The organism is Candidatus Binatia bacterium, from assembly GCA_029243485.1.
Lineage (GTDB): Bacteria > Desulfobacterota > Binatia > UBA12015 > UBA12015 > VGTG01.
Genome location: JAQWRY010000047.1, coordinates 73,084 through 95,367, shown reverse-complemented (window position 1 = coordinate 95,367; position 22,284 = coordinate 73,084). Strand labels below are relative to the sequence as shown.

At 66.8% G+C, this 22,284-nt stretch carries 26 protein-coding genes; 7 read left to right on the top strand and 19 right to left on the bottom strand.

Going from position 1 to position 22,284, the window contains the following annotated elements:
* Window positions 1-22 precede the first annotated feature (22 nt).
* Window positions 23-343 carry a rhodanese-like domain-containing protein gene (locus P8R42_13395; GenBank protein MDG2305610.1) on the top strand — a complete coding sequence of 107 codons (321 nt, stop codon included), beginning with the start codon at window positions 23-25 and terminating at the stop codon, window positions 341-343.
* Between the two features lie 67 nt (window positions 344-410).
* A complete protein-coding gene (locus P8R42_13390) occupies window positions 411-1,256 on the top strand; it encodes an alpha/beta hydrolase (protein ID MDG2305609.1) in 846 nt (281 codons plus the stop codon).
* Window positions 1,257-1,260: 4 nt separating this feature from the next.
* On the opposite strand, the gene P8R42_13385 is transcribed toward P8R42_13390, so the two are convergent.
* From P8R42_13385 to mvaD, 12 genes are all read right to left on the bottom strand, one after another.
* The gene (locus P8R42_13385; GenBank protein ID MDG2305608.1) at window positions 1,261-2,307 is read right to left on the bottom strand and encodes an AI-2E family transporter; all 1,047 of its coding nucleotides are present in this window, start codon (window positions 2,305-2,307) and stop codon (window positions 1,261-1,263) included.
* Window positions 2,308-2,340: 33 nt separating this feature from the next.
* Window positions 2,341-3,960, bottom strand: a complete 1,620-nt coding sequence (locus P8R42_13380; GenBank protein ID MDG2305607.1) for a class I adenylate-forming enzyme family protein — start codon at window positions 3,958-3,960, stop codon at window positions 2,341-2,343.
* Window positions 3,957-4,757, bottom strand: coding sequence for an enoyl-CoA hydratase/isomerase family protein (locus P8R42_13375; protein ID MDG2305606.1), 801 nt, complete (start codon window positions 4,755-4,757; stop codon window positions 3,957-3,959). The genes P8R42_13380 and P8R42_13375 overlap by 4 nt, the downstream gene beginning before the upstream one ends.
* Before the next feature lie 8 nt (window positions 4,758-4,765).
* Complete coding sequence (locus P8R42_13370) at window positions 4,766-5,992, bottom strand: CaiB/BaiF CoA-transferase family protein (protein ID MDG2305605.1); 1,227 nt, start codon at window positions 5,990-5,992, stop codon at window positions 4,766-4,768.
* A complete protein-coding gene (selD, locus tag P8R42_13365) occupies window positions 5,982-8,249 on the bottom strand; it encodes a selenide, water dikinase SelD (protein MDG2305604.1) in 2,268 nt (755 codons plus the stop codon). The genes P8R42_13370 and selD overlap by 11 nt, the downstream gene beginning before the upstream one ends.
* Before the next feature lie 33 nt (window positions 8,250-8,282).
* A complete protein-coding gene (locus P8R42_13360) occupies window positions 8,283-9,815 on the bottom strand; it encodes a DEAD/DEAH box helicase (protein MDG2305603.1) in 1,533 nt (510 codons plus the stop codon).
* Between the two features lie 97 nt (window positions 9,816-9,912).
* The gene (locus P8R42_13355; protein MDG2305602.1) at window positions 9,913-10,104 is read right to left on the bottom strand and encodes a hypothetical protein; all 192 of its coding nucleotides are present in this window, start codon (window positions 10,102-10,104) and stop codon (window positions 9,913-9,915) included.
* A gap of 69 nt (window positions 10,105-10,173) precedes the next feature.
* Window positions 10,174-11,046, bottom strand: coding sequence for a mevalonate kinase (gene mvk, locus P8R42_13350; GenBank protein MDG2305601.1), 873 nt, complete (start codon window positions 11,044-11,046; stop codon window positions 10,174-10,176).
* Window positions 11,043-12,341 (bottom strand): hydroxymethylglutaryl-CoA reductase, degradative, encoded by a 1,299-nt coding sequence (locus P8R42_13345; protein MDG2305600.1) that lies wholly within the window; start codon window positions 12,339-12,341, stop codon window positions 11,043-11,045. The genes mvk and P8R42_13345 overlap by 4 nt, the downstream gene beginning before the upstream one ends.
* Window positions 12,338-13,423 (bottom strand): type 2 isopentenyl-diphosphate Delta-isomerase, encoded by a 1,086-nt coding sequence (gene fni / locus P8R42_13340; protein ID MDG2305599.1) that lies wholly within the window; start codon window positions 13,421-13,423, stop codon window positions 12,338-12,340. Before fni ends, P8R42_13345 begins: the two co-directional genes overlap by 4 nt.
* Window positions 13,416-14,507 carry a hypothetical protein gene (locus tag P8R42_13335; protein MDG2305598.1) on the bottom strand — a complete coding sequence of 364 codons (1,092 nt, stop codon included), beginning with the start codon at window positions 14,505-14,507 and terminating at the stop codon, window positions 13,416-13,418. Before P8R42_13335 ends, fni begins: the two co-directional genes overlap by 8 nt.
* Window positions 14,498-15,493: a diphosphomevalonate decarboxylase gene (mvaD, locus tag P8R42_13330; GenBank protein ID MDG2305597.1), complete on the bottom strand. Its 996-nt coding sequence runs from the start codon at window positions 15,491-15,493 to the stop codon at window positions 14,498-14,500. The genes P8R42_13335 and mvaD overlap by 10 nt, the downstream gene beginning before the upstream one ends.
* Window positions 15,494-15,789: 296 nt before the next feature.
* On the opposite strand from mvaD, the gene P8R42_13325 reads away from it, so the two are divergent.
* Window positions 15,790-16,020, top strand: a complete 231-nt coding sequence (locus tag P8R42_13325) for a helix-turn-helix transcriptional regulator (protein ID MDG2305596.1) — start codon at window positions 15,790-15,792, stop codon at window positions 16,018-16,020.
* A 3-nt stretch (window positions 16,021-16,023) separates the two neighbouring features.
* On the opposite strand, the gene P8R42_13320 is transcribed toward P8R42_13325, so the two are convergent.
* The 4 genes from P8R42_13320 to P8R42_13305 form a co-directional block, all read right to left on the bottom strand.
* Entirely contained in the window at window positions 16,024-16,185 is a 162-nt protein-coding gene (locus P8R42_13320) for a hypothetical protein (GenBank protein ID MDG2305595.1), read from the bottom strand.
* A 92-nt stretch (window positions 16,186-16,277) separates the two neighbouring features.
* A complete protein-coding gene (locus P8R42_13315; protein MDG2305594.1) occupies window positions 16,278-16,865 on the bottom strand; it encodes a hypothetical protein in 588 nt (195 codons plus the stop codon).
* Window positions 16,866-16,913: 48 nt separating this feature from the next.
* The gene (locus P8R42_13310; protein ID MDG2305593.1) at window positions 16,914-17,375 is read right to left on the bottom strand and encodes a hypothetical protein; all 462 of its coding nucleotides are present in this window, start codon (window positions 17,373-17,375) and stop codon (window positions 16,914-16,916) included.
* 86 nt (window positions 17,376-17,461) lie between these two features.
* Window positions 17,462-18,262 carry a thioredoxin domain-containing protein gene (locus P8R42_13305; protein ID MDG2305592.1) on the bottom strand — a complete coding sequence of 267 codons (801 nt, stop codon included), beginning with the start codon at window positions 18,260-18,262 and terminating at the stop codon, window positions 17,462-17,464.
* A 75-nt stretch (window positions 18,263-18,337) separates the two neighbouring features.
* On the opposite strand from P8R42_13305, the gene P8R42_13300 reads away from it, so the two are divergent.
* A complete protein-coding gene (locus tag P8R42_13300) occupies window positions 18,338-19,147 on the top strand; it encodes a hypothetical protein (protein ID MDG2305591.1) in 810 nt (269 codons plus the stop codon).
* Here the strand turns inward: P8R42_13300 and P8R42_13295 are convergent.
* Complete coding sequence (locus P8R42_13295) at window positions 19,064-19,423, bottom strand: hypothetical protein (GenBank protein ID MDG2305590.1); 360 nt, start codon at window positions 19,421-19,423, stop codon at window positions 19,064-19,066. The genes P8R42_13300 and P8R42_13295 overlap by 84 nt on opposite strands.
* Before the next feature lie 83 nt (window positions 19,424-19,506).
* Between P8R42_13295 and P8R42_13290 the strand changes: the two genes are divergently transcribed.
* Genes P8R42_13290 through efp form a run of 3 tightly spaced genes read left to right on the top strand, consistent with a single transcriptional unit; the run spans window position 19,507 to window position 20,886 of the window.
* Entirely contained in the window at window positions 19,507-19,980 is a 474-nt protein-coding gene (locus tag P8R42_13290; GenBank protein MDG2305589.1) for a hypothetical protein, read from the top strand.
* A 5-nt stretch (window positions 19,981-19,985) separates the two neighbouring features.
* On the top strand, window positions 19,986-20,306 hold the full coding sequence (locus tag P8R42_13285; protein MDG2305588.1) for a cupin domain-containing protein: 321 nt from the start codon (window positions 19,986-19,988) through the stop codon (window positions 20,304-20,306).
* 13 nt (window positions 20,307-20,319) lie between these two features.
* Window positions 20,320-20,886 carry an elongation factor P gene (gene efp, locus P8R42_13280; protein MDG2305587.1) on the top strand — a complete coding sequence of 189 codons (567 nt, stop codon included), beginning with the start codon at window positions 20,320-20,322 and terminating at the stop codon, window positions 20,884-20,886.
* Window positions 20,887-21,355: 469 nt separating this feature from the next.
* Here efp and P8R42_13275 read toward each other — a convergent pair whose 3' ends face one another.
* Entirely contained in the window at window positions 21,356-21,592 is a 237-nt protein-coding gene (locus P8R42_13275; GenBank protein MDG2305586.1) for a hypothetical protein, read from the bottom strand.
* A complete protein-coding gene (locus tag P8R42_13270; GenBank protein ID MDG2305585.1) occupies window positions 21,589-22,284 on the bottom strand; it encodes a histidine phosphatase family protein in 696 nt (231 codons plus the stop codon). Before P8R42_13270 ends, P8R42_13275 begins: the two co-directional genes overlap by 4 nt.

Here is a 22,284-nt window from a genome sequence, read left to right as displayed (position 1 = left end):
GTCCAAGGGGTAGCGGGAGGTCATGGTCAGAGAGATCGGAGTAGAGGCGCTGCGGGATCTGCTCGCAGGCGGGAAGACGCCGACGATTCTCGACGTTCGCGAGCCGGACGAGACGCAGCTCGCGCCATTCGTCGGTGCCCTCGAGATTCCGATGGGTGAAATTCCCGCCCGCCTCGAAGAGCTCGGTCGCGAAGACGAGATCGTGGTCCTGTGCCATCACGGCATTCGAAGCGGACGGGTCGCCGGCTACCTCGAACAGCAGGGCTTTTCGCACATCTCGAACCTGACCGGCGGTATCGACTCCTGGTCACTGTTCATCGATCCGGAAATTCCGCGCTACTAGGAACCTGACCGAAGGTGGCTCACGACAACCTGACGCCGATCCATCTTGGTTCAGAGTCCCAGCCGCAATGGACGCTGTAGACTCGCACGTCGTCGAGGCCGACGGCCTGCGGTTGCACGTGACCTCGTACGGCGGCCCGCCCACAACGCCTCCGTTGATGCTCATGCACGGCGGCATGGCGCACGGGGCCTGGTGCGCCCCGCTTGCCCGTGAGCTGCGTTCCGACTTCCGACCGTTTGCCTTGGATCGGCGCGGCCACGGGAAGAGCGATTGGGCGGACGTCGCTCACTACGGATGGGCCGAAGATCTCGCAGACGCGGAGCGCGTCAGCGCGGAGCTCGACGACGGCCCGTGGGTCCTGGTCGGACATTCGCAGGGCGGCCTCTTGTCGGTGCATCTGGCTCTTCGCGCGAAGATCCCGCTTCGCGCCCTCGTCGTTCTGGACTCCCCGTTCCAGCCGCGTGCGCCTGCGCTCGTACGTGCCGGGAAGAGCTTCCGCCGGATGCCACAGCTTCGGTACCCATCGATGGCCGTGGCCGTGCGACGCTTTCAGCCCTACCCCACGCCGCACGTCGTCCCCGACGACATCTTGAGCGAGATCGCACACGAGAGCTTCAAGCCGAGCGGCGATGGCGGATTCGTTTCGCGGTTCCACTGGGAGCGCTTTCAGGCGGTCGACGGCTCGACCCATCCGCTGCACAGCTTCCCGGAGGACGTCGGACGGGTTCCCGTCCCGACTCTCGTCGTGCGCGGTGGCGAGTCGACGATTCTCTCCGCCGACGATCACGCCGCGTTCGTGGAGCGGCTACCGCAGGGCCGAGGCGTCGAGATCCCGGAAGTGACCCACAGCCTGCACGTCGAACGACCCGGAGACGTGGCCGCGGAAATCGCGGCGTTCGTCGCGGCGCTCTAGCGCGCTACGGACCTCTTCGACCGGCGAGCAGGCGGGCGATCGGCCGCGTCGCGTCGTTCTGGTCACTTAGGATCTTCAGGACCGCCATGATCGGCGTCGCGAGGAGCATCCCCACGATCCCCCAGATGGCTCCCCAGATCATCAACGAGAGCAGGACCGTCACAGGGTGCAACTCCAGAGAGTCACCCATGACGAGGGGTTCGACGACGTTGCCGATCAGGAAGTGGACGGAGCCGGGGATTACGATCGCGAGAACCGCCACGGTGAGCGAGATCTCGGGATTCATCAGCACGATCGGCACCGGCAGCGCGGTCGAGATGAGCGACCCGAGGGTGGGAATGAAGTTCAGCAAGAAGGCGAAGAAGCCGAACGCGAGCGCAAGCTCGATGCCGAGAATCTGAAGCGTCAAGCCGACCAGGATTCCGGTCACCGCGGAGATGAGCGTCTTCGTGAGGATGAAGCCCTTCACGCGGGCTTCCATCTCCGCCCAGATGCCCGTCGGGCCGTCGTCGCCGCGGCCGCTGAAGCCGATCAGCAGGAACACGAGGAAGAGCGTGACCAACATCGCCTGGGACATCAGGTCCAGGATCGCGTTCGTCGTCCCGAGGAGGATCCCGCTCACCGTGCCCATCGGCAGTTTCGACAATGGCTGGAGCACTGCGGTCCGCGAGAGGCCGAAGCGTTCGAGCGGGACCGTGTCGGCGGCCCAATGGAGGAGCTGGGAGAGTCGTTCCTGGTAAGCCCCGGCGTTCGCAGCGAGCTGCGTCACGGCGCCGGTCACGACGGACACCATCAGCAGCAGGAGCCCCATCGACAGCAGGAAGGTCACGAAGACGGCCAGCCATTTCGGAAACCGCAACCAACGGATCTGCCCATCGACCAGCGGGGCGAGCCCGAGCGCGATCAAGAGCGCGAGGACGAACGGGATCATCACCGACTTCAGCCAGAACAGGGCCACGGCCGCGACGACCGTTGCGATGAGCAGAAGGCAGACGGTTTGGATCCGAAGATCGGCGAGGTTGTCCTCTCCTCGCTGCGGTGCCTCAACCATTCGAGGCAATGGTGCGCGCGGACGGCGCCTGGGTCAAACGGAGCCGGCGGGAATCAGGTCGCGCGGGCCGTCCGCCCACTCGTCGGCCTGCTTGCGAAGCTGAGGCTTGTCGACCTTGAGCGTGCCCGTGCGCGGCACGCTGTCCGCGCTCAACTCGAAGACGTGACGCGGGACCTTGTAGGACGCGAGTCCCTCGCGGCACCGGGCCAGTAGTCGGGGCACGTCGAGCGGGGCCTCCGGCGACATCACAACGAAGGCCCCGACGTTCTGTCCGCGCGCCGAGTGCGCGACCGGCACGACGTAGGCCGCCCGGACGCCCGCCACTCCACCCAGAAAGGCTTCGATCTCGGCGGCAGCCACGTTGACGCCCGCGGTCTTGATGACGTCCTTCAACCTCCCCTCGAAACAAAGGGTTCCACTCTCATCGATTCGGCCGAGGTCGCCTGTTCGGAAATAGCCGCTCGAATCGAAGCTCTCTTCCCGCGCGACGCCCAGGTAGCCGAGCATCAGCGAGGGCCCACGCAGCCGTACTTCGCCGATCTCGCCCTCCGGTCTGCGCTCGCCCGTTTCGACGTCGACGATCGCGATCTCCACGCCGGGCAATGGGCGCCCGAAGCCGCGGGTTCGTACGTCCGGCGGATCGTCCCAGCGAGCGGTGCAGACGGTCGTCGCGGTCTCGCTGAGCCCATAGCCCTGAATCGAAACGTGTCCTCTCGCGAGGAGTCGTTCGGCGACCGGCGAGTCGGCGTACATGCCTTTGCGTAGATCGAGTCGACGCCGGCCGAAGCTCTCATGGTCACAGAGCGCAGGAGCCTGCTGCCATCCGGCGTAGAAGGTGATGCGTTCGCGCTCCATAAGGTCGAGCGCCGTGCCGGCATCGAAGTGGTCTTGCAGGACGACCGCGCCACCCGCGGCGAGTTGCAAGAGGCCGATGACCACGAATCCGCCGGTGAAGAACAGGGGCAGCGAGCCCCACGCGCGGTCCTCCGAGGTCACGCCGAACGCATCTCCGGCGACGTACGCCTGATGGACGAGCGCCCGGTGCGCGTGCACGACGGCCTTGGGCTCGGCGGTGGAGCCCGAGGTGAAGAAGATCGCAGCCGGCTCCGAGGCCGCAGACCGGTCGAGTGCGCGAAGGGCCGCAGCACCTCCGTCCCAGTCCCGACCCAGCCGGTCGTACGCTAAAGAGCCGGGTGGCGGCGCTTCTTCGGCGCGGGCCACTGCGATGCGGCCCGTGAGCCGGTCCTTGGAATCGAGGCTCTGAGCGACCGCATCGAGCCGGGCCACGTAGTCGTGTTTCAGGAACCGAGGCGTGTAGAGGATGCGGACGAGCTCCGTCCGCTCGACGTGCTGCCGAAGCTCAGCCTCGGCGGCCATCGTGTTGAGACACACCGCCGTGCCCCCGGCGGCCTGGATTCCGAACACACAGGCAAAGAACTCGGGCCAATTCGGAAGCAGAACACCGACGCGCTCGCCCGGCCGTAGACCCAGATTGAGCAGGCCGTGCGCCACGCGCCCGGTCTCCCGCGCCAGATCGTCGTAGCTCCACCGGGTGTCGCCGAAGACCACGGCCTCGCGGTCTCCGAACCGCTCGGCGCCGCGGATGATCAGGTCGACGAGCGTTCGTACGCCCTCGGGGGGCGCGGCGATCATGAGCCGGTGAAGCGCGGCGGGCGCTTCTCGGCGAAGGCCCGCACAGCTTCCTTGTGATCCTCGGTCTCCCCGAGCCTGCCCTGCATCCACGACTCCATTTCGCTGGCATCGCGAAAGCTCGATTGGGCGGCGAAATCGAGTACGCGTCGCGCGTTCTGAACTGCGAGCGGGGGTTGCTCCGCGATCCGCGCGGCGAGCGCGATCGCCCGGTCGACATCCGCTCCCGGCGCGCTGACTTCTTCGCAGAGCCCGAGGCGGCACGCCTCCTCGCCGTCGATCGGATCTCCGGTCAGAACGAGTCGCTTCGCCTGCGCCACGCCGACGCGGCGGACGAGCAGCCAGCTCGCGCCACAGTCCGGCACGAAGCCGACACGGACCCAGCTCAGATGAAAGCGAGCGTCGGGCGACGCGACGAGAACGTCGCACCCGAGCGCCCACGCGCACGCCATACCGGCAACCGGCCCGTGGATGGCGCCGACCGTCGGTTTCGGGAACGTGAGCAGCTGCTGCACGCGCTCCGTTCCGTGTCGGCCACGCTCTCGTCCTTCTTCGGCAGAGCGACCGAGGCGGTCGGGACGTGCGAGGTTCTTCAAGTCCGCGCCCGCCGAGAACGCGTCTCCGGCACCGGAGAGAACGAGAGCACGGACGGCCGGATCCGCCGCCGCGCGGTGCAAGGCATCGCCGGCCTCGTCGGTCATTTCCGGCAGCATCGCGTTCTTCACGTCCGGCCGGTTCCACAACAGGGTCGCGACGCCGTCCTCCCGACACTCGAACTCGATGTAGCGGTACTCGCTCATGGGGAGAGTCAGACCACGCCCGCGGCGCGCAGGCGCTCGCGCTCGGCATCGTCCACGCCGAAGCTGCTGAGGACCTCGTCGGTGTGCTGGCCAAGGGTCGGAGCGCCCCGCGTGACGTGGTGCGGACTGCCACTCATCTTGATCGGCGAGTTGAGGATCTCGATCGTTCCCCGAGTCGGATGCTCGACGGGCACGAGGGTCTCGTTCGTACGGAGCTGCTCGAGAGCGAAGACGTCGCGCAGGCTGTTGACCCGACACGTTGGAATGTCGGAGGCTTCGACGCGCTCGATCCAGTGAGCCACGGGCTGCGTTCCGAACACGGCGTTCAGTTCGTCGGCGAGCGCGTCGCGATTCGTCACGCGTGCCTTCATATTCCGAAAACGCGGATCGTCCAGAAGTTCGGGCCGGCCGATCGCTGCAGGGAGGCGCTTCCAGAACGCCCCGGTGAGACACGCGACGATGAAGTAACCGTCACTCGCACGGAACGCTTGATACGGCGCGATGTCCGGATGCCCGCTGCCGAACGGCGCGAAATCTCGGCCTCCGACATGGGTCTTCAACCCGACATCAGCGAGAAGGGAGATTACCGCGTCGAGCATCGCAAGATCGATCTTCTGGCCGAGCCCGGAACGTTCCCGCTCGAGGAGGGCAGCAGCGACCGCGAAGGCCGCGTAGACTCCGGTCGTGATGTCCGCCACGGGTGGCCCTGCCTTCACCGGTGGGCGTCCCTCGGCTTCGCCCGTGATGCTCATGATGCCGCCTGTCGCTTGGAGGATTAGATCCATTCCCGGCTTCTGGGCCATCGGTCCCGTCGCTCCGAACGCCGTGATTCCGCAGTAGACGAGTCGCGGGTTGAGCTTCTTCAGGACGTCGTACCCGATTCCCTTCCGGTCCATGACGCCCGGGCGGAAGTTCTCGAGGACGACATCGCACTCGGGCACGAGGCGGTGGACGAGACCGATGCCTTCGGGCTTGCCCAGATCGATGGTAATGCCGCGTTTGCTGCGGTTCAGCCCCCAGAAGTTCAGACTGCCGACTTCGAAGCCGTCCTCACCCTGGCCGTAGCGGATCGAATCGCCTCGGCCCGGCTTCTCGACCTTGATGACATCAGCGCCAAGGTCACCGAGGAGCGTGGTCGCCCAGGGGCCGGCAGCCTGATGGCTGAAATCGAGGACGCGGACTCCGTGCAACGACGGGGGCCGGACGGCCTGCCCGAGTTTTTCTTCAGGACTCATGGGGCTGGTGTAGCCCAGATGCGCCGTCATCGACCAGCCCTCCGGACCGAACTCGGATCTGTCCGGAAGCCTCGGAGACTACGGTTCCGATGGGGACGAGTTCGAGGCTCGCATCCGCGAAACGCCGGCGGACCTCCGGCCAGAGCCGCTGCGGAACCGCGGCCACCAGGCCGCCGGAGGTCTGCGGATCACGGAGCAACCCAAGACGTGGGTCGTCGCCCGGAAGATCTATCGGCGCAACCGCCTGGCGAAGGGAGTCGGCGAGCGCCTCGTCTGCACTGGAACGCCACTCGTGTCGCAGTAGCTCGAGCGCACCCGGGAGCGCCGGCAAGGCGTCCGCATAGATCTCGGCACCCACGTCGCTTGCGCGCAACATCTCGGCGAGATGTCCGGCCAACCCGAAGCCGCTGACGTCGGTGCAACAACGAACGCCCGCGTCGTTGAGACACCGCGCGGCGACGTCGTTAGCCTCTCTCATGGACGTGATCGTCGCCTCTGTCCATTCGGGCGGGCACTCGCCGGCCCGCGTGGCGGCCAGCACGACTCCGGTCCCGAGAGGCTTCGTGAGGACGATCCGGTCTCCGACGGACGCTCCACCTTTGGTCATGGTCGCGTCCGGGTGGACGGAGCCGATGACGGCGAACCCGATGAGCGGCGCATCCGTCTCGATCGAATGGCCGCCGGCGAGAGGGACGTCGAGTCGATCCAGCGCCGCTCGGGCCCCACTCATCATCTGTCGAAGATCGGCCTCGCGGCTTGCGCCGTCTCGCGCCGAGACGCCGACGAGCGCGAGTGCTGCGGTCGGCGTGCCGCCCATCGCGTAGACGTCACTCAGCGCGTTCAACGCAGCGACCTCGCCCACGAGCAGTGGGTCGGCGAGAAACGGCGGGAACGCATCCACTGTGAACACGAGGTTGCCCTCCTTCGGCGGCGTCAAAACTGCCGCGTCATCCGCCGCCGCGAGGCCGATGGGAAGGCCCATGCCTGGGCCGTCGGTGAGCCCGCTCAGAACCCTCGCGAGCATGTCGGGATCGACCTTGGCCGCGCAACCACCGCACGCTTCCATCGGCATGGTTGCGGCGACGTCGGGGCCACGTCGCAGAGTGCTCGCCTTCGGCGGCGCGTACTTCTCGATGAACCGGCGGTCGATCCAGTCCTTGAGGCGCCACCAGGCCGGTCCGTGCGCGGCAAGGCCGCGGTAACTCATCGCGGCGCGCCCGTCTCCCGTGGACAGCAAGGAGAGGAACTCGCTTTGGGGCCGGTAGCGCAACAGGGAGCGTCCACGCAGGCTGCGTCGCAGGTTCTCCTCGACGATGGGCCCCTGGCGCACGGCGAAGACGCCTGCCCGCGGCATCGCCGGATGGCTCTCCATTCGAGCGCAATCGCCGACGGCGAAGACCTCGGGTGCCGTTACGCAGCGCAGGTGATCATCTACGCGCACGAAGCCTCGCTCGTCCGTCGCAAGTCCGCTCGCGGTAAGGAATGGCAGGCCCTCGGCACCGGTCGCCCAGACGACGAGCTCCGCGGGGATCGTCGTTCCGTCGTCTAGCCGAACAGTGCCAGCCTCCGACGAGGTGAAGCGCCGACCCACGTGGGTTTCGATGCCGTAGTCACGCAGCAACCGCTCGACGAGCCGCCGCATTCGATCGGACCCGGCCGGGAGAACCGCCGGGCCGGCCTCGACCAACGTCACGTGACCGCCCGGGGTCGCGGGGAGCTGCTTGCGCAGAGCGAAGGCGACCTCGATCCCTCCGGACCCGGCGCCGACCACCACGACGCGACCGGTCCCGCGCGAACGGGCTTGGTCCAAGAAAGCTGCGATCCGCGGTGCCGCCTCCTCTACGGGCTTCGCGCCGACGACGTCCGGCAGGTCTCGGACCGCTTCGATTCCGAGCGGACGGGAGCCGACGTCCAACGAGAGGAGGTCGTAGGGAATCTCACCCCGGCTTGCGGTCTCGACGATGCGCCTTTCCGTATTCACGCGCACGACGGTGTCGCTGTAGAAGCTCGCACCAGCGCGTGCGGCGAGCGCGGCCACGTCGATGGCGCCGTCGTCGGGCCCGTAGAGGCCGACGAGCGTTCCGGGAACCATGCCCGAGTAGACCGCCCGCGGCGAGGGACTGATCAGAGTGACGCGCGTGTTCGGCTCAGGTCGCATCGCAAAGCTGCGAAGTACGTGAACGTGACTGTGACCGCCGCCGGCGAGCAGTACGTGGCGACGAGGCGCATCGCTCGGGGCTGAAGGCAGGATCGCCACGGTCGCTCGAGAGTGCAGGTCCGGCGTGCCGGCTCAGTCGGCCGCGTTCGAACCGCCGGCGTCTCCGCCCGGTTCTCCCCCGGCGGTCCCACTCGGCTTTCGGCGTCTACGGCGGCGACGTTTCTTCGCTGCGCCGTCTCCGGCGGGCCCCGCTGCGGCTTTGACGGGCTTCGGCGTCTCGGTGGCGGGAGGGGTACTGCCACGCGGTCTTGTGTCTCGGCTCTCGGTCGGTCGCCCGCCGGGAGCGCCGCGTCCGCGGGGGCCGTCGCTCCGACCGGACCCTCCGCGCCCGTCCCGTCCCCGGGGGTCCTTGGGGCGTGGGCGCCGAGGCGCCGGCTTGTACTCGACGATGAGGCCGTCCTCGGGAAAGTCGTGGTCGATCTTGAACCCGATCAGCTTCTCGATTCCCTCGAGGCTCTCGACGTAGCGCTCGCACGCGAGGGAGATCGCTGCGCCGCTCGCGCCCGCCCGGGCGGTGCGGCCGACCCGATGGACGTAGTCTTCCGGATCGAGTGGAAGGTCGTAGTTGACGACGTGACTCACGCCTTCGATGTGCAGACCGCGTGACGCTACGTCCGTCGCAACGAGGATGGGCAACGAGCCGCTTCGAAAGTCCTCGAGGATCTTGAGTCGCTTGCGCTGGTCGATGTCGCCGGTGATCTGCTCCGCCGGGTATCCGTTGAGCGCGAGCGTTCTGCAGAGCTGGTCCGCCGTGCGGCGCATGTTCACGAACACGAGAGTACGCTTTGCGCCTTCCCGCTTCAGAAGGCCGATGAGGACACTGATCTTCTCGTGCACGCCCACGTGGTACAGCGTGTGGTCTACGCCTTCCGCCGTCACCTGCTCGGGCTTCACTTCGATGCTCACGGCTTCGTTCATGAACATGTACGCGAGTTCGAGGACGTCGTGTGAAAGCGTCGCGGAGAACAGCAGAGACTGGCGCTTGTCCGCCGGCGTACAACGACTCAGGAGAAACCGCAGGTCGCGGATGAAGCCCATGTCGAACATGCGGTCGGCTTCATCGATGACGAGTACTTCGATCGCGCGGAGGTCGTAGACGTTCTGCTTGAGGTAATCGATGAGGCGGCCGGGAGTTCCGACCAGGACGTCGAGGTCCTGGCGAAGGTTGTCGCGCTGTTTTTTGTAGTCGACACCGCCGTAGACGGCCTGAATCGTGAGCCCGCTGCCGTGGCCCAAGAGCTCGGCGTCCTTGGCGATCTGGACGGCGAGCTCGCGCGTCGGTGCTATGCAGAGCGCGCGAGGTGCGGCCGGGCGTCGCGGGTGCCGGTTCTCCAACAGCCGGGTAAACAGGCTGATCAGGAAGGCTGCGGTCTTGCCGGTTCCCGTCTGGGCCTGGCCGGCGACGTCCTTCCCGGCGAGCGTGAGCGGCAGGACCTTGGCCTGGATCGGCGTGCAGAGCGTGAATCCGGCATGTTTCAGGCCCGCGCGCACCGGATCTGGAAGGTCGAAGTCGTCGAACGGGACCGGAGCCTCGGCTGGACCGGTGGCCTCGGTCGGTTCCGGGTTTTCGGTCGTTGGCTCCGTTGGGGGCCCTTCGTTGGTCATAGCAGGAACGCCCCTCGGAGCGACGAACATCTCAAGTAGCAAAGGCCGCTTTCGCCTTCCAACGAGGGGACCGGGCGTGCTCCGCTCCTGGAGCGCACTAGCGCAGGCCGTACCAGGCAGCGCAGCCCACCACGAGAACCTGAATCTCGGTGACGACGACGCCTCGCCAGTTCCCCGAACTCACGCCGGCGTACACGAGCAGCAGCGTCACAGCGGCCATCGCCGCCAGAGCCCAGCTCGACGGGCGTACCTCGCGGCGGGCGGGCTTCTCGCTCTTCTTCTTCGCCATGGCGTGGCCTGGCCTACTACGACAATGGCTCTCGCGTCCAGCCGCCCCGACGGGTTCCGTTCCCGGGCCTCACGCGACAAAGGTTTCCCAGCCACGTCCCTGCAGCTCTTGGGCGAGCGACGCGGGGTCGCCCTCGGGTAGCGCGATCGCCGCTCCGCCCCCGCCCCCGCCCGTTAGCTTCGCGCCGAGCGCGCCGCATGCGCGGGCGTCGTCGACCAGCCGGTCGAGCTCGCTCGTGGAGACCCCGCAAGCGCGGAGGAGCTCGTGGTTCATCGACATGAGCTCTCCGAGCAGACGCCGGTCCCCGCTCTCGAGCGCCCCGCGCGCACCCCTGACGAGTTCGCCGATCGCTCGGAAAATCGGCTGAAAGACGGCGGGAGATCGCTCGGCACGTGTGCCCAGGCTGCCGACGGTCTCCCCGGTATGATGCCGGCTGCCCGAGAGCGCGACCACCAGGGAGAGAGGTCCTGCCGGTGCAATGCGCTCATACACCGGTGGTGAGCCCGCTTCGAACCACAGAAGGCCGCGATGTGCGGCCGTCGTTGCGTCGATCCCCGAGGGCGTCCCATGGAAGACCTTCTCCACTTCGTTCGCGGCCAAGGCGGCTTCCCGGTCCTCCAACGTTCGCCCGTTCGCAGCGGCCAGCGCGCGAACGAGGGCCACGGCGAGTGCAGCGGAGCTGCCGAGTCCGACCGCGATCGGTAGATCGCCTTCGAAGGAGAAATGAAGGGCCGCCGCTTCCCTTCCGCCGACGGCAGCGGTGGCCGCCTCGAGAGCGGGACGTAGTTCGTCGGGCGGATCTGCGTCGCCCTTGCGTCGTTCGCGCGCGTGGACCCGGACCTCGTGGCTCAGAGCCGTCGCGATGGCGGGCTGCCCATGGACGACGGCGTGCTCGCCGAGGAGGATGACCTTCCCGTGGCCGAGTCCGCGCCCTTCGTTCACTCGGGATCGTCTCCGGAGGTTCCCGAGAGCAACCGACGGGCGCGCTCGACCTTGATTTCACCCTCGGCGATCAGGGTCGTGGCGATTTGCTCGACCTGGTCGGGCAACGCGCCGGCAGCCGCCGCGACGGCCCGTGCGTGCCGGGCCATGTGCCCCTTCTGGATGCCCTCGGTCGCAAGTGCACGCACGGCGCCGAAGTTCTGCGCGAGTCCGACGGCCGCGATGATCTCGATCAGCTTCTGTCCGTTCGTTACGCCCATAAGTTTGAGCGCGAGCCGGGCTCGCGGATTTCCTTCGACGGTCGCGCCGACCGTCCCGACAGCCAGTGGAAGCTCGATCCGTCCCACCAACTCGGAGCCGTCGACACGCCACGTGGACAAAGCGCCGTACTGACCGTTGCGCGCCGCGAACGCGTGCGCCCCTGCTTCGAGGGCACGCCAATCATTTCCGGTCGCGAGCGCGACGGCGTCGACGCCGTTCATGATGCCCTTGTTGTGCGTCGTGGCGCGGTACGGGTCGGCCTCCGCAAACAGGCTCGCGAGTTCTACGCCCCGCCCGACTTCTTCGCCGGTTCGCCCCTTCATCGCGAGATCCTCGAGCCGATACCGCACCGACGCGCGACCGCACCGTCTGTCGGTGAGGTTCGAGAGGATTCGAAGGTGGGCCGTCCCGCCGCTGATCTCCTCCAGAAGCGGCGCCGCTTGCTCTGCAATCGTGTTGATCGCGTTGGCGCCCATCGCGTCACCGACGTCGACGAGAAGGTGCACCACCACGAACTTCTGGCCGTCGGGCGCGTCGAGCACGCGGGCTTCGACGCCGCGCGCCCCACCACCGCGTCGCGCCATTCCGGGAGCCAGTTCATCGACTCGAGCGCAAATACGCGGAGCCTCGGCTTCGAGTCGCGCGCGCGCTTCCTCGGGGGCTGGAACGTCTATGAGCTGGACCTGCGCGATCATGCACGGCGGATCGGCTTCAGCCACGAATCCGCCGCCGGAACGCGCCAGGCGGGCCGCATTGGACGCGGCGGCGATGACGGACGGCTCCTCTGTCACCATCGGCACGAGGACGTCCTCGCCGTTGACCACGAAGTTCAGGGCCAGTCCCATCGGGAACGCGTAGACGCCGACCGTGTTCTCGGTGAGTCGGGCCGCTGCCTCGAGCGTCAGCGGGGTTTCCGAGAGGAGGAGCGAATGCTCCTCGTAATCGAGGCGTGCGAGCTTCGTGATGAGCGTCTGGCGTTCGTCGACGGGCAAGTTGTGGAAGCCCGGGATGCGTGACCCGCCGGCGTCGTTCATCTCTTCCTCCGGGTGCTGCCGGCCTTTGGCTGCCAGGCGAGCAGTCGGGGACCTAGGACGGCATCGGCCCGCCTCATCTCGGCGAGCGTGCGGTTACCCGTCAGGAGCATGGCGACCTTGAGCTCGCGGACGAGTTCTCCGACGAACTCGCGCGCGCCGTCGATCCCGCCCTCCTGATAGGCCTGATAGACCGGGAGCGCCGTGCCGGCGAGCTGCGCGCCTAGCGCCAGGGCACGAGCTACATCGAGACCGCTCCGGATGCCGCCGCTCGCGATCAGCTGTAGTTTCGTGGAGCGAAGCTGCAGCAGGCTCGCCGCGGTGGGAACGCCCCAGTCGCGATAGAGCGCTCCGAGCCGCTCGGCCTTCGGGGCGCGGAGCGCTTCGATCCGAACCCAGGACGTGCCGCCAGCGCCCGAGACGTCGACATGCCGAACGCCCGCTGCGGCCAGGCGTTCGCCCACCTGGCGGGAGATCCCGCACCCGGTTTCCTTCGCAATGACCGGGGTGCCGAGTTTCCGCACCAGCCTGCGGAACACCTTCGTTCCATCGGTGAAGGACCGATCGCCTTCGGGCTGGATCATCTCCTGCGCGACGTTCAGGTGAAGACAGAGCGCATCGGCCTGGAGCGCATCGATCAACTCCTGGAACTGCGCAAGTTCCATCTCCCGCGCCTGCCCGATGCCGATGTTCGCGAGCACGACGGTGGACGGCGCGTACTCACGGACCTGATACGTCCATCCGCTGTTCGGCCGGCTCTGCATCGCCCGCTGGCTCCCCACGCCGAATGCGATCCCGGTTTCTTCGGCGACGCGTGCCAGGTCGCGGTTCACCTCGAACGCCGCTTTGGTGCCGCCCGTCATCCCGGTGATGACCAGAGGTGCCGCCAGCTTCTTGCCCAACCACTTCGTACTGGTGTCAATGTCGTCGAGCGCCAGGTCCGGAAGCGCGTCGTGAACGAGCTGCACCTCTTCGAGAAGTGTCGTCTTTGTCGCCGCCTGGACGTCCTCTCGCAGGCAGAGGTCCAGATGCGCCTGCTTCCGGTCTGCGATCTCGTCGACCGCTGCGGTGCGCCGCTTAGCCATGACCGTTCCCTTCCCTCGTCATCTCGACCCTCACCCCGTCCAGGCTCGCTTCCACCTCGAGTGGCTGCAACCCGGCGCTCATCCAAGCAGCATACAGTTCGGAGCGTCGTCCGGCCGGGCCAAGCGCCACGGCACAGTCGCCCCCGCCCGCGCCGGACGGCTTGATCGCAACCGCGTTCGTCGGCCCGAGGGCGTCGCAGGCGCGGTGGAGGGCCGTCGTCCAGATGCGGATACCCGTGAGGGCGCCCAGGCGCGTCAGGAGGGCCCTGCCGTGTTCGGTGGCACGCAGCACCCGTTCCACGGATCCGGCGAGGCAGCCATCCCGGAACTCCGTCACGACGGCGCTCATCCCGGCGGACCACGCCTCCAGGATCTTGGCCGCGCCCTCACCCAGCGGGCCCTCGCCCCGTGCTCGTCCTACGAACCGCCGGATGCGAGGTCCGGTGCTCGCTGACGTGCCGGTCGCCACGACGTCGAGACACAGATCTCCCGGAAGAGAGAGCGGCTCGGTGCGCATCCGAGCACCGGTTCCACAGGCGGCGACAGTCGAGGGGACGTCGGACGCATCGAGATCGCTGATCCACTGAACGCCGCCGAGCGTCGAGGCCACGACATCGGCTCCCGAACCGCCGCCCTGCGCGAGCCGGTGCGCCGCGACACCGAGAGCCGCCAGTATTTTCCGGTCTTCGTCAGGCCGACCTCCGAGTGCATGGGTCGCGGCCGTTGCGGCGACGACGGCTGCGGCACTGCCTCCGAGGCCGACCTTGGGCCCGGCTCCGTCGAGGTCGCTCCAGGTGGTGAACTCCAGATCGACACCGCGCATCCCGAGACGCCGCGCACTCGTGAGGACCGCGGCCGCCACGAAGCGGCACGAACCGGGGATCCCTTCGAGCGTGTCGGCATCGAGCGGGCCGACGTAATTCTCGGCGCCGACCCGGATCGAGAGGCGCCCACTGCCGGCCGCGGTGCTGCCGCGGCAACTCAGGCGGCGGTCGACCGTGGCCACGACGGCCGGGGCTCCGAGTGCAACGGCATACTCGCCGAGGAGGAAGACCTTCCCGGGCGCCGACGCGGTCACTTCCACGGAGTCGGCCCCTCGAGGACCTCGACCCCGCCGCCGAGAGCGGACCGGAGAACACGTATGACCCCGGGAACCTGACCCATGGCTTCGGCCACGGTCTCGACGTCGCCGGGGGCACACAGGACCTTCACCTGGGGACCCGCATCGATCGTGAAGTAGGCCTCGCAGCCCGACTTGCGCAGAGCGCAAACGGCCTCCATGGCCGCCATCGTCACGGGCGACCAGTAGACGACGGGAGGCCGGGCCGCGAACGTGATGGCGTGCATGCGCAGGCAGTTCTCTTCGGCGATCGTACCGACCGCGGTAAAATCGCGCGCAGCAATCGCGGTCCGCATCGCGGCGAGGTCCGCCCCCTGTGCCTCGATCCACGCGGGGTACAGCGGCGACGAGCGAGCTACATGGCGCATGGCATCGCGTGACGGGATCTCTTTCGGCCCCTCGTTCACGACCGCGACGACCATAGCGACCGGCCACTCTTTTTGTTCGAGAAGCTGGGTCGCGCCGGAATCCTCTCCATCGGTCCGCTTGCCATGATGCCACTCGACCCAGCCACCGTACACCGAGCGTGCCGCTGACCCGGAGCCCACGCGCGCCAGGCGCGACAGCCGCGGCAGATCGACAGACGCCGCTAGCGCAGACGCGGACGCAGCCGCCACCGCGCAATGGATCGCTGCTGACGAAGCGAGGCCGGCCCCGACCGGGAAGTTCGCATCGACGTCGGTCGTGAGGCGTTCCTCACTACCCAGCGCCTCGGCGATCCAGTCGAGGTACGCGGCCATCCGCTCGGCTGCGGAGCCCGTGACCACATGCCCACGACTCGTGAACCGGGCGGACGAATCGTTCGCAACGCGGACACGCGCGCTCGCGAGCAGGTCGGCAAGCGTGATCGAAATGCTTCCGACGGCGGGAAGATTGCGAACCTCATCGCGTTTGCCCCAGTACTTGACCAGAGCGACGTTCGCGCTCGCTCGTGCAACCGCCTCGGGCACCCTATGCCACCATCCGGAGCATTCGTTGCGGATGAGATAACCGGCAGGTGGCCCACTCGCAATCGCCGATCGGCGCGGGCGCGCCATGGCCGGTGCGTGATCCCCGACGCAACGCATCGGCAAGATAATGCCGCCGAGACCTCCTGTTTGGACGCAAAGGCAGCGCAAATCCACGTGGGGCCAGGCACGTTGCTTGCTCTGTCCTCCTGCCACGTGACGAAGACGGTTCGGCGGGGTGCCAGCCGATCGCACGTACAAGATCCGCTCCCAAACGCGGACCAGGAGGCAATGAGACTATGATCAAGAGCAACGGGCTGTCGATTCGGGACATGCGTGGCCGACTCTCGATGACCCAAGAAGAGTTCGCCCACGAATTGGGTATCACCGTCAGCACGGTCAATCGCTGGGAGAACGGCCACTCGGCGCCGAGCAAGCTTGCTCGCGCGACGATCACCCGCCTCGCAGGAAGCCGCGGCATCTACGTGGAGTCTACTCCGCGGCGCCCGGGCGAAGAACTGGAGATGTAGGTCTCACGTGTGGGGGCTGGGGACGATCGGTTCCCCCTCATCGCCCTCCTCCGCGGCCAGGTCGACAACTCCGGCCGGGAGACTCAACATAGCTCCCAGCGCCACCAGGTCGTCCTCGCCGAGCATCAGCATGGCCAGGTCGTTCTGCGTAACCCGTGGTTCCATGAATGTCAGTCTAAAGCGGAACCGCGAAGCCGCAACCCGTCGCTTTGCCACGAGTGTGGGGGCTGCGCGAGCGTTCGCTCAACTGGGGCTCGTCAGGCCGACGTGTTCTTCTTGCGCGACCGTGCGCGTGGCCGCGGCTCAGGCTTCGTCGCAACGCGGCTTTCGACGAGTGCATCGGCACGCGCCAGGAGTTCTGCGTTGTCGGTAAAGCGCTCGATCATGTAGCTCAGGTCGCCCATGTCGTGGACGAGCATCTTCACGGCTTGATCTCGCCAGCCGGGATCCGGCACGACCTGCAGGAAGTCCACGACGACGTCCTCGAGTTCGGAGCCTTCGAGGTCTACGGCCATCTCGAAGGCGCGCCCGGCGGTCACGCCGCGGCGCTGCTCGCGCTTGTAGCCGGCGAGGAGCGACCGGAGGCGGATTCCGGTCGACATGTCGAACCGAATCTTCGCATCGCCCCCGAGCTCGGGGTCGTTGCGAAGGATGCACTCGACCAGCATGAGTGCCCCGCAGTGTGCCGCCTCGCCCCGCGCCATGTTGAACCAGAACTGGCGGAGGTCGTCCTCGTGCTCGAACGTGGTCAGGAAGCCGGCGTAGAGCGCCATGGTCTTGCGCTCCAACTCCAACGCTAGGTCGAGAACCTCGACGATGGTCGTCTTGCGAACCTGAGACGTCATTGTGCCGTCAATGTAGCAAGGCCGACGACGCTTCGGAAACTGCCGGACTCAGCGGTGGTCGCCCGTCAGGCGGAACGGCTTGCGGCCCTCGAGGACCTGCGGAGACACGTAGTACGAGCCGTCTGTGCTGACGTTCCAGATGCCGGCGGCCGCTTCTTCGTCGCCACCGTTCATGGCACCGGCGAGCCCGCCAGTCATCGCACCGGTCACCCCGACGACCATCTTCACGGGGAAGGTCACTGCACTCATGACGATGCTGCCCATGCTGGCCAGGAAGCCGACTCCCTTGCTCGGGGCGCGGTCTTCGGCGAAAGCGTCGTCTTCCGGGGAGACCTGGCTCAGATCACCGGGCCAGGGCTCGCTGTGGATGATGACTTCGGATTCCGCCGCCACTGGGGCCGCCGTCGAAGCAACGACGGCAAAGGCCAGAGCCAGCGCGCACGACACCCGAATCCACTGATTCCGCGCAACAGATCCTTGCACGATTCCCGCTTCGTTTCGCCTCAACATGACGCACCCCCCCTTGTGTTCACGCTCGTCTCAAAGGTGCCCGCAACGCGGGGCCGGTGCAAGGCCCCCGGCGGGCAGAAAGGCTCTCAGCCCTTAGCCGGAGCGGCTCCTCCGAGTTGCCCCTTGATGGCCTTCTCTACCGCTCCCAGGCTCCCGCCGTAGAACCGGCCGTTCACGTAAAACGAGGGCGTTCCCTTGGTGCCTGCCTTCTTGCCTGCCCGGCGGTCCGTGAACACGGCCTTCGCCGCCAGAGGGGATGCCAGGTCCTCGTCGAACTGGGCCATGTCGAGCCCGATGGCCTGCGCCTGGGCTCGGATGATCAGCGGGTCCAGCTGGCCGCGAGCACCGAAGAGCGCATCATGCATTTCCCAGAACTTGCCCTGCTGCTGGGCCGCCCAGGAGGCCTTGGCCGCATGAAGCGCCATCTCGTGCTTATTCAACGGGTAGTGCTTAAAGCCTACGCGGACCTTTCCGGGGTACTGCTCGGTCAGGTCGCGAAGAGCGCTCGCGTACTTCATGCAGTAGGGGCACTGGAACTCGCCGAACTCGATGACCTCGATGGGCGCGTCCGAATCGCCGAGGGTCGGCGCGGTCCCCATCGTGATATCGGTCTTGTCTCCGCCCAGGACCGGCTTCTCGGTGCCGGCCGGGACGATCACTACGCCGCGGCGGATCATCGTCTGCTGACCGCCCTTGACGCCCTTGAACTGCTTGAGAATGACTGCCTGGTTTACCTTAATTTCCTTACGGAGGTCCGCTACAGCGGCGTCGAGCGCCGCAACCTTGGCGTTCAGCGCCTCATCTGGTTTGGGTTGGCATCCTACAAGGATCCAGGCAGCTACAATCATCGTCGCGCCGCCAGCAGCGGTTTTCAGGAATTTACTCATGATACTCCCACGTTGGTTGGAGCCGTGCTCCGAATTGGAATCCGCCCAGGATAGCACGACCGGGGACCGCTGCGAATGACCCTATTTACCCGATGTTTCCTGCTCGTGTTCTGCCAGCTGGGCGTGGGCGGCTTTCTCGCTCTGGCCATTCCGCCCTTCCACGACATCGCGCGCGGCTACTTCAAATCGAGCGGCGGCGTGTTCCTCTTCTGTTCGTGGGTGGGCGGCGGCGGCGCGATCTACCTGCGGCTGACACGCGGCGTTGAAAGCGTTGGAACCGGGGAGGCAATTCTCTGGGCGCTTTTCCTGGTGCTGTCTAGCGCGTATCTGGCGACGCTCTGGGGAGAGGCGGTTCAAGCACGCGCTCGCCTCTTTGCTGCGACCCTGCTCGTCGGATTCGTCGCTCTGGCCGTGAGCGGCGTCGGGATCGCGTCGGGCGAGTCGGCGGCACTCGACGGTCTCGCGGTTGTGAACGTGTGGGCAGGTGCGGCGGCGCTCGGAGGCGTGACCAGCGGCATGCTGATCGGTCACTGGTACCTCATCGATCCCGGAATGGAGATCGAACCGTTCCACAAGTGCTTTCGGTTCTTCGTGCGCTCGATTTTCTTCGAGGTGAGCGTCCTGGTCGCGGTCCTCGCCTTCGCGAGCATCGCGCTGCCTCGCCCCGAGTCCGGAGACGTGCTGGACGGCTACTGGAAGCTCGCTGGAATGCGCCTACTTCTCGGACCGATGGCCGCCCTTGGCATCGCCGCCCTCATCGCGCGGGTTCTCGCGATTCCGCAGACGATGGCGGCAACCGGCCTATTCTACATCGCCACGTTGGCGGTTCTGGTCGGCAGCTTCCTCGGCCGGTACTTCACCTTCCGAACGGGGCTCCCGCTCTGATTCGAGCTGTCGGAGCCAGGTGACCCGGAGCCCACGGGACGTCCAGCCGACGTCGAAGCCGACCCGCATGCCCTCTTCGAGCGCATCGCGGGCACGATCGCCCCGCCCGACCCCGGCCATCTCGAGGAATCGGACGTCGAAGGTGATCTCGCGGCCCGTGTCGCTGCGGATCTGACCGATGCCGCGCATGGGCGAGAAACGCATCACCCGCCCGCTGTAATGCAGCGGAGCGTCCGGATCGGGCTCGCTCGGGGCCAGTAGGGCGTCGTCGTCCATCGGTCGGGCATTCAAATCAACCGCCGACCGCCGGCGCAACCGCCCCTTTCGCGTGGGCGGGGGATTGGCTACCAACGCTAGGCGTGTTGCTCTGGACTCACCTCGTCGCGACCGGGCTCTACCTGGGCGCGACCGCGGGGCTCGCGTGGTTCGCGGTGCCGAGCGCTCGGCGTGTCGCAGACCCGCTGCGCCGCCGCCGGCAGATCGCCCGGGTCCTTCGGGCCTACGATCCGATCGCCATCGGTCTCCTTGGGGTCATGCTGATGACCGGCGCTTGGAGCATCACCGGCATGAAGCAGAGCCTCGGAGGCGCGTACTTCGAGAGCTTCGGGCAGTTCCTGGCCTGGAAGCTCGGCCTCGCGTTCTTCGTCCTGTTCTTCGGGGTGTACATCTCGATGGGCATCGGACACCGCATCGTTCGTGAGGACGACTGGAGTGACGAAGTCGACGACGCGGCGGAGAAGCGCCTTGCCAGCATGATGAGTCGAATCGTCGGCATGTCGTGGTTCACGATCCTCCTGACGCTTGCCACGATCGCCGTGGCGGTAGGAAGGTAGACTCCATGACCGCGTTTGCGACGCTGCAGGAGAAGATCGCCTTCTCGGCCGAGAAGATGGCCAAGTGCAACATCTTCGACTCGGCCAACATGTTCTGCGACGCCTACTGCTTCGAACCCGGGCAAGTGCAGAAGGCGCACGCGCACGATGGTTCCGACAAGGTCTACTACGTGCTCGACGGTGTCGTCGAGATTCAGATTGGCGACGATACACGTCGCCTCGAGGCCGGAGAGCTGGCCCACGCCGGCCCGGGTGTTCCCCACGGCGCGACCAATCCAGGCCCCGAGCGCGCGACTGTCCTCGTGTTCATGGCCCCCAAGCCCTGAGGAGAAGTTCCCGATGCACATCTCTGCCACGCAACTCCGCGCCGGCATGGTCATCATGCACAAAGACGACCTGCATCGCGTTTTGAACGTCGTTCATGTCACGCCGGGGAACTGGCGCGGGATGGTGCAGACCAAGGTTCGCAACATGCGCTCGGGCAACTCGAGCGAGCATCGCTTCCGTTCGGAGGACAAGGTCGAGCGCATCACGCTCGAGCAGAACGAGATGGAGTACCTGTACTCCGACGGCGAGCAGCACCACTTCATGAACACCGAGAACTACGAACAGATCGAGCTCACCTCCGAAGACCTCACCGGCCGTGAGAAGTTCCTCCTGCCGAACATGAAGGTCGAAGTGGAGTTCCACGAGACCACGCCCATTGGTGTCTCGCTCCCGAAGAACGTCGAACTGAAGGTCGTGGAGACCGCGCCGGGGCTGAAGAGCGCCACGGTCACCAACACGCTGAAGCCCGCCACGATGGAGACCGGGCTGGTCGTGCAGGTCCCCGAATTCATCAATGTGGACGAGGTCATTCGCGTCGACACCGAGTCGGGCGACTACGTTTCACGCGCCAAGAGCTGAGACCCGCCACTGACGCACTGTTCCACAAACGTTGCGTCAGATCGTCTAGACTACCGTCGCAGATCGGCCTAGGATTCTTTTGAGCGGTTCGGGTGAAACAGCACCCGTTGAGTCGGCTGGGGGCGGGATGGCCTCTCTTGGTCGGTGAGCCGTGGCCGGTGCCGGGATAATCGGCGGTTTCGGACCGGAAGCGGGTGGTACCCGCACGGAAGGCGGATCGAACGAATGCGAGTCGATTGCGTCGGCGCCGAGAAAGGGGGTGGTCAGACAGTGAGTAGTCCCAATTCGGTGTTCTGTGAGGTGGTGGCCTCCTAGGCCGCTCCGCGAATTTCGTGGTCGACTGGGAGTATACCAGTCACCACCGACCCCGAGGGCTCCTCGTCAACACCGGACGAGGCCGGACGCTTTGAACTGTCCGAGAGCTTGCCCTCGGGGTTTTTTTATGGGGATCGGTCCAGCGGCCGACGGATTAGCCGCCGCCGATCGGAGCCAGGAAGTTCACTTCCATCCCTTCGGCGAGTGGCGTGTCGATGTCGGCGCGCTGGCCGTCGATGAAGACCGCGCCGACGAAGTCGTCTGGGATCTCGAAGTGGGCGGCAGCCGTCTTGGCGGTCGCGCCGGGGTCGAACTCCATCGGGATCGTGCCCTTGGTCTCGGGCGGGGCGAACTTCTTGAGCGTGGTGTGCAGTTTGATCGTGACGTTCATTTCGACTCCGTAGGTTCTGCTTCGCCCTCGCGCAGCGCGCGGGCACCGTCCATCTCGGCATCGAGCATCACGCCGAGATCCGGCCGCATGTTCACAAACTTTGCCTCGGACCAGGTTCCGGTCAGATCGATGGCCGACAGGGCGCCGTTGTCGACGCGTAGGCGGCGAAACTCCGTGGGCGGGGTTGCCATGCAGGCGGCCAGTACGAGGCGCAGCGGGTCGCCGTGCGAAACCAACAGCGGGTGGCCGTCGGTCGTCTCGGCCAGTGCGCGGGCGGCGGCATCGAAGACCCGCTCCCGAACTTCGAACAGCGTCTCGCCGCCGCCTGGAACGCGGGAGCGGAGTGGGTCTTTGTGGAACTCGTGGTATCCGGGGTCAGCGAGGAGTTCCTCGAAGCCGCAGCCTTCCCAGTCGGCGTAATCCACCTCGGCCAGACCGTCGTCTTCACGGATGGGGACGCCCCCGACTGCCGCGGACGCGATCTCGGCGGTCTGCCGTGCGCGCACCATCGGGCTGGTCCAGATGCAGCTGATGCCCAGCCCCGGGAGGTGCGGCGTCAGCAGCTCGAGTTGGGCCCTGCCTTCGTCACACAGCGGCACGGGCCGCCGACCCATCACCCGGCGGGCCCGATTCCACTCGGTCTCGCCGTGCCGCAGCAGGAAGAGCCGTCCGCGGCCGGGGAACGGTTGCAT

Coding starts and splice junctions, on each gene's coding strand:
- P8R42_13395 (MDG2305610.1), top strand. CDS start 23: ATGGTCAGAGAGATCGGAGTAGAGGCGCTGCGGGATCTGCTCGCAGGC.
- P8R42_13390 (MDG2305609.1), top strand. CDS start 411: ATGGACGCTGTAGACTCGCACGTCGTCGAGGCCGACGGCCTGCGGTTG.
- P8R42_13385 (MDG2305608.1), bottom strand. CDS start 2,307: ATGGTTGAGGCACCGCAGCGAGGAGAGGACAACCTCGCCGATCTTCGG.
- P8R42_13380 (MDG2305607.1), bottom strand. CDS start 3,960: ATGATCGCCGCGCCCCCCGAGGGCGTACGAACGCTCGTCGACCTGATC.
- P8R42_13375 (MDG2305606.1), bottom strand. CDS start 4,757: ATGAGCGAGTACCGCTACATCGAGTTCGAGTGTCGGGAGGACGGCGTC.
- P8R42_13370 (MDG2305605.1), bottom strand. CDS start 5,992: ATGAGTCCTGAAGAAAAACTCGGGCAGGCCGTCCGGCCCCCGTCGTTG.
- P8R42_13360 (MDG2305603.1), bottom strand. CDS start 9,815: ATGACCAACGAAGGGCCCCCAACGGAGCCAACGACCGAAAACCCGGAA.
- P8R42_13355 (MDG2305602.1), bottom strand. CDS start 10,104: ATGGCGAAGAAGAAGAGCGAGAAGCCCGCCCGCCGCGAGGTACGCCCG.
- P8R42_13345 (MDG2305600.1), bottom strand. CDS start 12,341: ATGAACGACGCCGGCGGGTCACGCATCCCGGGCTTCCACAACTTGCCC.
- fni (MDG2305599.1), bottom strand. CDS start 13,423: ATGGCTAAGCGGCGCACCGCAGCGGTCGACGAGATCGCAGACCGGAAG.
- P8R42_13325 (MDG2305596.1), top strand. CDS start 15,790: ATGATCAAGAGCAACGGGCTGTCGATTCGGGACATGCGTGGCCGACTC.
- P8R42_13320 (MDG2305595.1), bottom strand. CDS start 16,185: ATGGAACCACGGGTTACGCAGAACGACCTGGCCATGCTGATGCTCGGC.
- P8R42_13315 (MDG2305594.1), bottom strand. CDS start 16,865: ATGACGTCTCAGGTTCGCAAGACGACCATCGTCGAGGTTCTCGACCTA.
- P8R42_13310 (MDG2305593.1), bottom strand. CDS start 17,375: ATGTTGAGGCGAAACGAAGCGGGAATCGTGCAAGGATCTGTTGCGCGG.
- P8R42_13305 (MDG2305592.1), bottom strand. CDS start 18,262: ATGAGTAAATTCCTGAAAACCGCTGCTGGCGGCGCGACGATGATTGTA.
- P8R42_13300 (MDG2305591.1), top strand. CDS start 18,338: ATGACCCTATTTACCCGATGTTTCCTGCTCGTGTTCTGCCAGCTGGGC.
- P8R42_13295 (MDG2305590.1), bottom strand. CDS start 19,423: ATGGACGACGACGCCCTACTGGCCCCGAGCGAGCCCGATCCGGACGCT.
- P8R42_13285 (MDG2305588.1), top strand. CDS start 19,986: ATGACCGCGTTTGCGACGCTGCAGGAGAAGATCGCCTTCTCGGCCGAG.
- efp (MDG2305587.1), top strand. CDS start 20,320: ATGCACATCTCTGCCACGCAACTCCGCGCCGGCATGGTCATCATGCAC.
- P8R42_13275 (MDG2305586.1), bottom strand. CDS start 21,592: ATGAACGTCACGATCAAACTGCACACCACGCTCAAGAAGTTCGCCCCG.
- P8R42_13270 (MDG2305585.1), bottom strand. CDS start 22,284: ATGCAACCGTTCCCCGGCCGCGGACGGCTCTTCCTGCTGCGGCACGGC.